Genomic DNA, 11,895 nt, shown 5'->3' with positions numbered 1-11,895 from the left:
CCCGCGCTTCGCCGCGATCTGGACCCGCACCGACAGCGAGGCGGTGCGCGGCGGGCGCACGTGGTATTGGGGGCCGGAGCCGTGGTTTGATTACGCTGAGTTCTACGCCGACAGCCCCAATGGCCTCCGTACCGTGCAGTATTTCGATAAAGCGCGGATGGAGATTAATCGGCCCGCCGATGGGATTGTTACCAATGGGCTATTGGTGGTAGAAATGGTGAGTGGCCGGATCCAGTTAGGTGATCTGCCCGGCTATGCACGCCAGTATCATTGTTCAGACGTTCCGGTCGCCGGCAATCCGCGCCGCGCCAACCCGGCTGCACCCGGCTATTGCCAATTTACTGATCGCGCAACCTTCCCTGACCCGTACCGGCCTGCCTACCGTGATCCCGAACGGCTGAAACAACGGGTCAGCACCACGATCGATATCAACGGCATCCTCGGCGAACGGCCCGATCTCGCCCGCCCTGAAACCACGATTGTGCAATACAGCACCGTTACCGGTCACAACATTCCACGCATCTTTTGGGATTTCATGAATCAACGCGGGCGTGTGATCGAGAATGGCCGCGTTACCACTGGCCCGATTGTCGATTGGCTGTTTGCGATCGGCTACCCAATCACCGATCCCTACTGGGTCCGCGCTGTCGTCGGTGACACTGAGCGCGATGTCCTCGTGCAGCTCTTCGAGCGGCGCGTGTTGACCTATACCCCTGACAACCCGCCCGACTATCAGGTCGAAATGGGCAATGCCGGCCAGCACTACTTCCAATGGCGCTACCCGCATCTCGGTATGCCATGGGCCGCGCCCGATCCGGTCACGCCGCTGCTCTACGCCTCAAACATCAACACCGGCAGCCACTGGGAAGTCTACCGGGCCTATTTCAACGGCAGCGGCGAGCGCCTCACCTTCAACAATGCCGAAACTGTCGCCTATTCGTGGCTGCGCAGTTGGGATCCCGCCCAACAGATGTTGGCGGTCGACTCGCGGCGCGATCAACCAGCCTACCGCCAAGTGTATGTACTCAACAGCATCGCTGCTAACATCGGTGAGACAGCACCGGGTGCGTCAGCCACGCGCATCAGCGCTATCGACGTTCGTGATCAGCTCGAACAGCCGCCAGATACATTGACGGAATTTCTCACCAAACCCGTCAATGAATTCAATCCTATGGTATCACCTGACGGTACCCAGCTTCTCGTTATTTCAGAGCGCACCGGACGTCCAGACCTTAACTTGTGGTCAGGCCCGGCTCCCGGCAGTATGCCCATTGCTGTACGCTTAACCCGTGATCTGCCGGCCTGTCGCTCCGAAACGCCAGCGTGGTCGCCGGACGGGCGCATGGTCTATTGGGTGAGCGACTGTGACGGCAATTTCGAGATTTACCGGGCCGAGTTGCGCTATCAGCCAATCATCCGGCGGCAGGTGGTAGCCCAACTCTTCGCCGAACTAACCAACATCCGTAACCTGACCAACAACCCAGCCAACGACCGCTTTGCCCGCGTCTCGCCCGACGGTAAGCAGATCGCCTTCGCCAGCGACCGCGACGGCAACTGGGAGATTTACGTCATGAACGCCGACGGCAGCAATGTCCGCCGCCTGACCAACCACCCTGCCACCGATGACGCACCAACCTGGTCGCCCGATGGCCGCCAATTAGCCTTCGCCAGCGACCGCGACGGCGATTTCGAGATTTATATCCTGAACGTTAGCGATGGGACGATAACCCAACAAGTCACCCAAAACATCGCCCAAGACCGCTGGCCGTTGTGGGCCCAGTAGAGACGCACGGCGGTGCGTCTCCCCCCCCCGCACGGCGGTTCGTCTCCCCCCCCGCACGGCGGTGCGTCTCCCCCCCCGCACGGCGGTGCGTCTCCCCCCCGCACCACCGTTGATCGCTATGCAATGCCGTAAAGCCTCGTGCTGCACTCCCCATCACCCCTCCCCCAGCGGGGGAGGGGGTGGGGGCAAACCAGCGCATCGCAACGCCTTCAACTACATCTGCGCTCATGCGTTCTGGCCGCTCTTGAACGCCAGCGGGAGCGGGGTTAGGGGTAAAGGCCACCGAGCAGAATAGCCATAAAGACCCCCAAGCGATGCAAAACCGCTTAGCTTTTTGTGCTTTTTGTGTCGTTTCGTGGCTATTCAACCCACGCAGCGGGCTTCATAACCATAGCCCGGCCCTTGAGGGCCGGGTTCTGGCCGGATGTTCTATCCACCTTTGAACCCAGTGGGGAAGGGACTGGGGATGGGGGCCAGCAGCCCACGCAACGGGCTTTATCCCCAAAAACACCCAAGCAATGCCCAAAACCTGATCATTTTTGTGCCTTTTGTGTCGTTTCGTGGCTATTCAACCCGCGCAGCGGGCTGCGTACCTCGAGCCCCGCCCTTCCGGGCCGGGCGCCAGATCAGATGTGCTGTCCACCTTTGAACCCACCCGCAGGGGCGGCGAATGACCAGCCACCCCCTCCACCGTCCTCTACGCCACCGGCGCCGCTTTATTGCCCGCCTCCGGCTCGCGCGCGATCAACACCTTATCAACCCGCAACCCGTCCATATCAACCACCTCAAATCGCCAGCCGCCCCACCGCACCACGTCGCCGGCAGTGGGAATCTGGCCAATAAGGCTGATCACCAACCCCGCCAGCGTCTCGTAACGGTAGGTCTCTTCGTCAGGCAACTCATCGACGTCGAGCAGCGTGCGCACTTCGTCAATCGGCAACGAACCCTCGACCAGATATGAGCCATCTTCACGGCGAACGATCGGCGGCGGGGTAGCGTCATCGTACTCGTCATCGATCTCGCCCACAATCTCTTCCAGCACGTCTTCCAGCGTCACCACCCCTTCAATTCCACCCAATTCACCCACCACCAGCGCCATGTGGCGGCGGCTGCGGCGGAAGGTAGTGAGCAGAGCCGAAGCGCGGCTGTTTTCGGGGACGTAAAGCGGCGGCGAAACCGCTTCGCGCACTAATGCCTGTTCGCCCTTCTTGCGGTAGAGCAGCAACAAATCGCGCACATGCACGATCCCGACAATCTGATCGGGGGTCTCTTCATAGACTGGAAAGCGCGAGTATCCACTGGCGAGCAACTCATCAATCACCTCGCCGAGGGTGCGGTTGGCTTCTACCATCTCAACTTCGTGGCGCGGAGTCATAATGTGGCGCACGGCCCGATCGCTGAATTTGAACACTCGATCGATAAACTGCTGCTCTTGCGGTTCGACCTCGCCCGTTTCCGCCCCTTCCCGCACCAGCGCCCGAATATCCTCTTCGGTAACGCGCTCTTCTTCCACATTCGCCCGCCCGATCACAGTCAAGACCAACCGGGTGGAAAAGCTGAGCAGCGCGATGATCGGCGTGCTGATCCGGGCCAGCAACAGCATCGGGCGCGCCATCAGGGTCGCAATGGCTTCGGCGCTCTGCAACGCGATCCGCTTCGGTACCAGCTCACCCAACACCAGCGACAGATACGTCACCAGCAGCACCACCAGAAATTGAGCGAGTTGGTCGGCATACGGCGCTAACAGCGGATAACCGGCAATCCACGGCGCAAGTTGGCCGGTCAAGGTTGCGCCGGCAAAGACGCCATTCAGCGTGCCGATTAACGTGATCCCGATTTGCACCGCCGACAGAAAGCGATCGGGGTCATCTTGCAATTGCAACGCGATCGCCGCCCCCCGGCTGCCATCCTCGGCGCGTTGCTCAAGCCGGCCGCGCCGGGCCGAGACGACCGCCAGTTCGGTGGCGGCAAAGGCGCCGTTCGCCAATGCCAGCGCAATAATGATCAACAGTTCCTGCATGAGTGTTGTGTGCCATCAAGATGACATCTAAACGATGAATCTATATTCTATTGTAATGACCACAAACGCAAGCTGAACATTCCGCGCAGGTTGCGCCTCTGCGATGCGCTGCCTACGGCATACAAGCACAAATGGCGACGGTTGCCGCAACCGTCGCCCGCCAAACCTTGCCCTGCGCTACGTTCAGGTTCCATTTACTGATAATTGATAATACGGAGAAAACTGGCAGCTTGCAATGAGGCGCCACCAACTAGCGCGCCATCAATGTCAGGCTGGGCCATCAATTCGTCAATATTGTCCGGCTTCACACTCCCGCCGTACTGGATCCGCACCGTCGCGGCAATGTCAGCGCCGTACAGATCGGCCAGCGTGGCCCGGATCGCGGCATGCATCGCCTGCGCATCAGCCGGAGTCGCCGTGTCGCCGGTGCCAATCGCCCAAATCGGTTCGTAAGCGATCACCACATCCGCCATCTGCGCCGGTGTCACCTCAACCAACGCCGCCCGCACCTGCGCCGTCACAATCGGCTCAGCCTGCCCGGCGTCGCGCTGGGGCTTGCTCTCGCCAACGCAGACGATCGGGCGCAGGCCATGCGCCAACGCTGCCCGCAACTTCCGATTGACGAACGCATCGCTTTCGCCAAAATACTGCCGCCGCTCGCTGTGACCGACAATCACATACCGGCAGCCAATGTCGGCCAGCATCACCGGCGACACCTCGCCGGTAAAAGCCCCCTGCGCTTCGGGGTAAAGATTCTGCGCCCCCAACCCCAACTGGCTGCCAGCCACCAACGGCGCCACCGCAGCCAATGCGGTAAACGGCGGGCACACAATTGCTTCCCGATCGGCCAGCGGGCCGAGACCGGCGAGCAGATCGCGCACCAGCGCCGTCGCCTCGCCGATCGTCTTGTACATCTTCCAATTGCCGGCAATCAAGGGAGTACGCATCGCATCCTCGTCTAAAACATCCGGGCCAACGTCTGCAATACCCCAAACAGTGCGCTATCACTGAGTAAGAAGGTCAAGCCGACGCCAATCGCCACGGTGACGGCAAAGACTTTCCAATCCCATGCCAGCACCTTCGCGCCGTCAAACGGGCCGGCCGGGATCATATTGAACAGACCGATCCAAGCGTTGAACCGAAACCCTACATAGCAGATAGTGATCAAGAGATCAAACGCTGGCGGTCGTAACACAATGACCGGAATGAAGAGGAAGAGAAAGAGCACCGACAACGCCAGATTGGTCACCGGCCCTGCTAGGGCAATAATCCCGCTTTGGCGAACCGTGAGCAAGCCACGGTGCCAGACCGCTCCCGGCGCCGCGATAAAGACACCCAAGAAACTAATCAGAATTGACAACAGCAACCAACGATCGTTGGCGAAAAAGTGGGCTTGCGCGCCGTAGCCGCGCGCCACTACCCGGTGGGCTAATTCGTGCAGCACAAACCCGATCCCGGCTACAATCGCAGCCACGATGAGATTGGTGACAAACTCGCCGCTCAGCAAATTCGATGCGCCGGTCTGCATAATCGCGAAGGCCAGCGTCGTCCCTGCCCATGCCTTGAGCAGCTCGAAGTTATCATTCGGCGGGCGGCTAAAGATGTCGTCAAATGAGGTAAAATCGCGCACAAAAGTTTCCACTATAGTTGTTCGGATGTGTCTCCTCACAATTATAGCATATCGCTCTACTGAACAACGGGAGCGGCACTGGGGTGACGGCGTCCAAGCCAGAGCGCCATGGCAAGCGGGGAAAGAGGGGCATACGGCGCAGCCTTGGCTGCGCCGTAGCAAAACAACAGCCTTACTGCCGGCGAATAATCTCGACCAGCTCTTCGAGCGAGAGCTGTGAGAAGTGGCGCGGCGGCGCTTTCGGCGTGCCGCAGAGTAAGAGGCGATGGCTGGGATGCAGGTACCAGTCGGCTTGGCTGTCGCACTGGCGCAGTGTTTCGTACACCGGTTGCAGATCAACGTTCGAGCGGCGCTGGGCCGTTACCCCCATATAGCCGCGCCGGTCGCGGTAGGCAAACAGCACCGCGCCATAACTAAACGCCAACCGTGACGAGCCGCCGTCGGCGCTCTGCACCGCAATCCCTAACCCCCACGGCGTGTCAAATTCGAGCCGGTGTTGGAACGCTTGCTCAAACCGTAACTGGCGCACCTCGTGCTCGTACCACGCATCGAGATTGGCCAGCATCGCCTGCGCGACGTGATGAGGCCGGTTGGGGTAGAGCGCATTGTAGCCAGCGATTAAATCGGTAATATTGAAAAAGACATGCCCCGGCCGGTAATCAGCATGATCGATCCGCGTCACCTGATCAACCAACCGGCGCAAGGCTTCATCGTTTGGCGCAACGGCCCGCCGCACCAGCTCGGCCGCGCTGAGCGTCGGATCGCTGGTTTGGTGATGGTCAAACCGGCCACCACCGGTATCGACGTGAATGATGTGAGGGTCAGAATCGACCGGCTGATCCCGCCACGTGCGCCCGGCCGGTACAAATTGCAAGTCGGCATCTTTCGCCGGGCCAAACCGCATCAACAGCCAGATTGCGGTGAGGCAGTCGAGATCAGGGGCCAGATGACCCACAATCGTCAACGGCGTTTCCACACAGCAAACATTTCTAGAGCATTGCTCGCCTCACATGCCCGATGACCCGGTTGCGCACTATCATTGCCGGCACGCTTGCCCAAGCCTCACAACCTGATAGCGCACCACTGTTTCGCAGCGAGCAATGCTACGACTTCTCTAAATGTCAAATCTTGTGCGTAATATAGCATAGCTGGCGCAGTTCCTCAAGTAGGCCGCGCCCGTGAATCTGCCTCATGATACACGATTTCGTAGCTGCTTTGGATTGTGATGATATGCACAGATTTGCGTAAGATGGCGAGCCGGGCAGGCGCTACTCTTCGCCAATTGCCGCGATGATGTGATCACTGACCACGAGGCTCCCGCCGGTGATGGTTAAGGCTATCACATCAATCCGCCAGTCAGTCGTCGGGGGAATGTTGTGCTCAGCGAGATAGTGGTACGCAAGGGTGATCAATCGTTGCCGCTTGTGCACCGTAATCGATTCCAGCGCGTATGCGTCGCGGCGCGTGCGCACTTCCACAAAAACAATCTGGTCGCCGTCACGGGCAACCAGATCGATTTCGCCGCTACGACAACGCCAGTTGCGGGTGATCAGCGTGTAGCCGCGCTGTTCGAGATAAGCGGCGGCAATCTGTTCACCGTGATCACCCAGCCGGCGCTTAGGTGTAGGCATATTTGCGCCAGACATCGTGCCGCTCTAGCTCGCCGAGGAGGGCAAAGGCCAGATACTGCGGCTGGCGCGGCGTCGAGAGCAACACCATGTTCGCCTGTTCGGGGGTGCGCCCGCCCTTGCGATGGTTGCAATCGCGGCAGGCCGTCACGACATTATCCCACGTCGTCAACCCGCCTTGCGAGCGTGGCACCACGTGATCCATCGTCAGGTGCGCCCGGCCCGGCTGCTGGCCGCAGTACTGGCACGTCTCACGATCGCGGGCAAAGACGCCGCGCCGCGAGCAGGGCAGCCGCAGTTGGCGCGGAATGCGGATGTACCGTACCAGCCGGATGACCAACGGGACGCTGTACGTGACCGATTGGGCGCGCAGATGCTGCATCGCCGCCTCGACGAGCTCGGCTTTTTCTTGTAAGAGGAGGACAAGCGCGCGCCGCACTGAAATCAGTTGCAGCGGCTCATAACTTGCGTTCAAAACGAGGACTCGCTGTGCCAAGTGACACCCCCCTTAACATGAACCGATGTTATCACGATAACAAAGGCTCTTGCCCGGGGGCGTCATGGCCCCGCGCTAGAGCGGCCTGATGCGGTTCGCGGAGGATACAGCCCGAATCGCGCGCAACGCCGCACTGTCGCCGCCCATACTGCGCCGGCATCGGTGACGTGATGCGCAGTAACAGGCAGCTTGTCCGGCTAACGCCGAACAGGTACGGTAGCGGTGTTGCAACGGCGAATTGCCCATCAAATTCGATCCTATCCGAAACAGTCTGGCTAACCGATATAAAGGTAACATGAGTTGCGCAAAGTTGTCAACCCGCTACTGAACGATTTTGCCCGCTTCGCTGAAAATCAGGCCGTCAATCAGTTGTTCTACCGGCGCATGGTCATCGGTAAAGGGCTGGAATTGCGCCATCGCCGGCGTGAATTCGCGCAATGGCCCAAACCGGCCTTCATAGAGCGACCAGTACATCACCAGTTGCAAGGCCGGTATGTCGATCCGGGCCGCATTTTCAATAAAATTGACCACGCCGTCTCCCACCGGCTGGTTAACGCCAATCACAATCGCATTGCTAAACCGGGTGTCGATAATGTACACCTGCGGGAAGACAGCGGCCATCGTCGAGGCCAGCGCATTCACCAGCCGGTCATCGCCGCTGGCTGGCCGGCCGGCATTCACCACGGCGACGCCGCGTGGGGTCAGCTTGGCTTTCACTTCCTGAAAAAATTCGACCGTCGTCAGGTGAAAGGGAATATACGGCTGGTGATAGGCGTCCATGCCGATCACGTCGTATTGGCGGTCAGTCTGCGCCAGCCAGTAGCGGGCATCATCGTTATAGGTCGTGAAATAGGGCGCTTGCGCGGTGCCGTCGGCCATGTCAAAGTAGCGCCGCCCAACTTCACTGATTTTGCGATCGATTTCCACCGCATCGATGACCGTATCTGGCCCGTAAATTGCCAGAAACTGTTGGGCAATGCTGCCCGCCGCTGCCCCCAATAGCGCCAACGAGCGGATATCGTCCGGGTTTGTGTTGGGGTAGAGGTACGGTGCAACGGTGAAATAGTCCCACGGCCCGCCGTCGGTCAGCAGATCAAGCGGATCGCCGGTTTCGCGGTATTTCAACCGGTAGATCGAGTGCAAGGCCAACCCTTCGTTGAGAATCAGCACCCGCCGCCGGTCAACAGTGCCGCTCGCATACGTAACCTCTTGCTCGGCTACTTGGATGTAGTTGTAGTCCGATTCATATTCGGCAATTAAGCGGCAGTTGCGGCAATCGGCTGCTTTGATCGTGCCAGTATTGAGTTGGTACGCGGCGGCCAGCAGCGCCACAGTCGCCACCAGCAGCAGACCACGCGGATCGCGCAGCCCGATCAGGCTGAGCACGACCAAGAAGCCGGCAAAAAGGAAGAGCGTGCTGGCGACGCCGATGGTTGGAATCAGCACCAAGACGGTCAAAAAGGTGCCGATAATCGAGCCGATGGTCGAGAGCGCCGAGATGGTGCCGGCAGTGCGTCCGGCCCGTTCGACGTCTTCGGCTTGGCGCAGTTGCAGCCGGATAGCAAACGGCCCTACCATCGCCATCAGCGTGACCGGCACGGCAAACAGTAAGATGACACCAATCAGCGCAGCTAAAAAGCCGCCAGCGGCGACATTGCGCAACGCGCCTTGCGCGACGCTCAAGATCGGGCGGGCAATAAACGGGATGATCGCACAGCTCAGGCCGGCCCAGCCGATCAGTTGAAACAAGAGCCGCCAATCGGGCCGCCGGTCGGCCAGCACCCCACCCAACCGGTAGCCGACCGCTAAATAGACCAGCGTCATCCCGATCACGACGGCCCAGATCGGCTGGGAAGTACCAAAAAATGGCGCTAACATGCGCGGCATCACCATCTCGATGCCGAGCGTACCGATCCCGGCCAGAAAGACCACGGCGAGCAATAGCCGATCGTTGCCAGCTCGCCGCGCACCTATCGGAAAGGTTTTATCAGCCATTCACCCATCCGCTCGCAATGGTGAGTTTGCCCCACCGTCGTCTCACCGAATTGCACTAATGATCAGGCGCTCAAGCAGTTGCAAGACGAGCATCGCCACAATCGGCGAGAGGTCAAACATGCCAAAATTGGGCATAATGCTCCGGATCGGCCCCAGAATCGGCTCGGTAATCTCGTGCAGAAAGCGGGTCACCGGAAAGTTGCCCTGCGGATCAATCCACGAGGCCAGCACCCGCCCCAAGATGGCGTAAAACAACACGGTAAACAAAATACTGACAAAGCTCACCAAAAAGCCCGACATCTTAATCCCTCCCGTCAGTATCTAATGACTCAAGTCGCGCCCGCACCGCTGCTGCGTGCGCAAACAAACCTTCAGCTTCGGCCAGCCGCATCGCCGCCGGCCCGATCCGGCTCAGACCGGCCCGATTGACGCCGACGAGCGAGATGACTTTACGAAAACTATCAACATTGACCGGTGAAGCGTAACGCGCCGTGCCTTCCGTAGGCATGATATGCGATGGCCCGGCTACGTAGTCGCCCAACACTTCAAACGACTCTTCACCCAAAAAGACGCCGCCGGCATTGCGCACCTCTCCCACATACTGCCACGGATCAGCGATCAACAGGCAGAGGTGCTCTGGGCCATACTCATTAGCCAAGCGAAACGCCGTCGCGAGATCAGGTACCAGCACAATCCCGCCGCGTTGCGTGACCGCTTCGCGCGCCGCACGCGCGTTTGCGTCGGGCAACACCGCTAGTTGCCGCTCGACTTCTTGCTGCACCTGCTCGGCCAAAACCTGATCGGTGGTCAGCAAAATGGCGCTGGCTTCGACATGCTCAGCTTGTGCCAAGAGATCAGCAGCTACTGCACGCGGGTTGGCCGTCTGATCAGCAATAATCAACGTCTCGGTCGGCCCCGGCAGGCTCACCACGCCTACCGTTCCGTACACCATCCGCATCGCCTGTATGACGTACCGGTTGCCCGGCCCCGCCACCGTGTCCACCCGTGGAATGCTCTCCGTGCCATAGGCCATTGCGGCAATCGCCTGTGCGCCACCCACTGCAAACACCCGGTCAACGCCAGCTAAATGAGCCGCCGCCAGCACAATTGCCGCCGGTTCGCCAGTAGCGCGCTGCGGCGGCGAGCAGACGACAATCTCGCGCACACCGGCCACCCGCGCCGGTACCGCAGCGTGGATCAGCGATGACGGCAGCGGCGCCGCCCCTCCCGGCACATATATCCCTACCCGATCGAGCGGGCGCACAATTTGCCCCAGCGCTCCTTCGACGCCAAATTCGACCCATGAGTTGCGGAGTTGCCGCTCGTGGAAGCGGCGAATTTCGCTAATCGCCAGCAACAGCGCACGGCGCAACGCCGGATCGAGATCAGCCGCCGCCGCTGCCCACCGCTCCCGCGGTATCTCAATCGCCGTCCGTTCGACACCGTCGAAGCGCAAAGTGTACTCGCGCAGCGCGTTATCGCCCCGCTGCCGCACATCAGCAATAATCTCGGCGACAACGCGGGTCGTTGCGGCATCATCGTCCAGCGGCATGCGCCGCAAAATCCCGGCGCGAGCGGCATCGAGATCGGTCATGATAGGGATTGCCATCGCTGCTCACTCTTCATACTACCGGCCACCCCCTCCAGTGAGAAGTGGCGCTTGCCTCGCTCTGTTATTGTCATTCTACCGCACCTTGCGGTTATAGTCGCACCACTGCCGTTACTCCTGTCGCGGCGCGCAGGCCGCCGGCCCGCCTTCACCCATCCCGGCGCGCAGGCCGCTGGCCCGCCTTCACCCCCATCATCGGAGCGCGAGCCGCTGACCCGCCTTCACCCTCGGCTGAACATTGCAGGGCGAACAAAACAGTTGACCGCTGTGCAATGCCTCAAAGCCCAATGCTACACTCCCCTCTCCCGCGCCAGCGGGGGAGGGGCTGGGGGTGCGGGCATCAGCCCGCGCAGCGGGCTTCGTAACCCTAGCCCGGCCCTTCAGGGCCGGGTTCCAGATGAGCGGTTCCGTCCGCCCCTCTCCCGCGCCAGTGGGAGAGGGGCTGGGGGTGAGGGTGAAATAGCCTATCTCAAAGCTATCAACCGCCTTCACGCTCATACGTTCTGTCCAACCCTCCCCCAGCGGGGGAGGGGCTGGGAGTGAGGGCATCAGCCCGCGCAGCGGGCTTCGTAATCCTAGCCCGGCCCTTCAGGGCCGGGCGCCAGATCAGATGCTCTGTCCGCCCTTGCACCCCAGCGGGGGAGGGGCTGGGGATGAGGGCATCAGCCCGCGCAGCGGGCTTCGTAACCCTAGCCCGGCCCTTCAGGGCCGGGTTCCAGATGAGCGGTTCCGTC

General features: G+C 60.5%; 10 protein-coding genes. 1 reads left to right on the top strand and 9 read right to left on the bottom strand.

The genetic code is table 11. From position 1 onward, the window contains the following. Nucleotides 1-1,783 (top strand): TolB family protein (locus A6A03_RS18000; protein ID WP_066791045.1); only part of this gene is annotated, 1,783 nt, incomplete at its 5' end. Nucleotides 1,784-2,480: 697 nt separating this feature from the next. On the opposite strand, the gene A6A03_RS17995 is transcribed toward A6A03_RS18000, so the two are convergent. The 9 genes from A6A03_RS17995 to hisD all read right to left on the bottom strand — a co-directional run bounded on the left by A6A03_RS17995 (nucleotide 2,481) and on the right by hisD (nucleotide 11,161). After that, entirely contained in the window at nucleotides 2,481-3,803 is a 1,323-nt protein-coding gene (locus tag A6A03_RS17995) for a hemolysin family protein (protein ID WP_066791043.1), read from the bottom strand. Nucleotides 3,804-3,997: 194 nt separating this feature from the next. Continuing rightward, nucleotides 3,998-4,750: a triose-phosphate isomerase gene (gene tpiA, locus A6A03_RS17990; protein ID WP_066791042.1), complete on the bottom strand. Its 753-nt coding sequence runs from the start codon at nucleotides 4,748-4,750 to the stop codon at nucleotides 3,998-4,000. Nucleotides 4,751-4,761: 11 nt separating this feature from the next. Then, nucleotides 4,762-5,433: a M50 family metallopeptidase gene (locus A6A03_RS17985; protein WP_066791048.1), complete on the bottom strand. Its 672-nt coding sequence runs from the start codon at nucleotides 5,431-5,433 to the stop codon at nucleotides 4,762-4,764. Between the two features lie 172 nt (nucleotides 5,434-5,605). Further along, the gene (locus A6A03_RS17980; protein WP_156525390.1) at nucleotides 5,606-6,409 is read right to left on the bottom strand and encodes an MYG1 family protein; all 804 of its coding nucleotides are present in this window, start codon (nucleotides 6,407-6,409) and stop codon (nucleotides 5,606-5,608) included. Between the two features lie 292 nt (nucleotides 6,410-6,701). Further along, the gene (locus A6A03_RS17975) at nucleotides 6,702-7,064 is read right to left on the bottom strand and encodes a YraN family protein (protein WP_066791041.1); all 363 of its coding nucleotides are present in this window, start codon (nucleotides 7,062-7,064) and stop codon (nucleotides 6,702-6,704) included. Beyond that, on the bottom strand, nucleotides 7,051-7,536 hold the full coding sequence (locus tag A6A03_RS17970; RefSeq protein ID WP_245669054.1) for an HNH endonuclease: 486 nt from the start codon (nucleotides 7,534-7,536) through the stop codon (nucleotides 7,051-7,053). The genes A6A03_RS17975 and A6A03_RS17970 overlap by 14 nt, the downstream gene beginning before the upstream one ends. A 342-nt stretch (nucleotides 7,537-7,878) precedes the next feature. After that, the gene (locus tag A6A03_RS17965) at nucleotides 7,879-9,552 is read right to left on the bottom strand and encodes a spermidine synthase (RefSeq protein WP_066791039.1); all 1,674 of its coding nucleotides are present in this window, start codon (nucleotides 9,550-9,552) and stop codon (nucleotides 7,879-7,881) included. A 42-nt stretch (nucleotides 9,553-9,594) separates the two neighbouring features. After that, nucleotides 9,595-9,852 (bottom strand): YggT family protein, encoded by a 258-nt coding sequence (locus A6A03_RS17960; protein WP_066791037.1) that lies wholly within the window; start codon nucleotides 9,850-9,852, stop codon nucleotides 9,595-9,597. 1 nt (nucleotide 9,853) lies between these two features. Beyond that, on the bottom strand, nucleotides 9,854-11,161 hold the full coding sequence (gene hisD / locus A6A03_RS17955; RefSeq protein ID WP_066791035.1) for a histidinol dehydrogenase: 1,308 nt from the start codon (nucleotides 11,159-11,161) through the stop codon (nucleotides 9,854-9,856). Nucleotides 11,162-11,895 lie beyond the last annotated feature (734 nt).

It is taken from the genome of Chloroflexus islandicus (genome assembly GCF_001650695.1).
GTDB lineage: Bacteria > Chloroflexota > Chloroflexia > Chloroflexales > Chloroflexaceae > Chloroflexus > Chloroflexus islandicus.
Note: the sequence above shows the minus strand (reverse complement) of the source record. Positions and strands in the feature narration are given on the sequence as shown.

Bases quoted from the DNA above. Each gene is read 5' to 3' on its own strand.
- A6A03_RS17995 (WP_066791043.1), bottom strand. From the start codon at position 3,803: ATGCAGGAACTGTTGATCATTATTGCGCTGGCATTGGCGAACGGCGCC.
- tpiA (WP_066791042.1), bottom strand. From the start codon at position 4,750: ATGCGTACTCCCTTGATTGCCGGCAATTGGAAGATGTACAAGACGATC.
- A6A03_RS17975 (WP_066791041.1), bottom strand. From the start codon at position 7,064: ATGCCTACACCTAAGCGCCGGCTGGGTGATCACGGTGAACAGATTGCC.
- A6A03_RS17965 (WP_066791039.1), bottom strand. From the start codon at position 9,552: ATGGCTGATAAAACCTTTCCGATAGGTGCGCGGCGAGCTGGCAACGAT.
- A6A03_RS17960 (WP_066791037.1), bottom strand. From the start codon at position 9,852: ATGTCGGGCTTTTTGGTGAGCTTTGTCAGTATTTTGTTTACCGTGTTG.
- hisD (WP_066791035.1), bottom strand. From the start codon at position 11,161: ATGGCAATCCCTATCATGACCGATCTCGATGCCGCTCGCGCCGGGATT.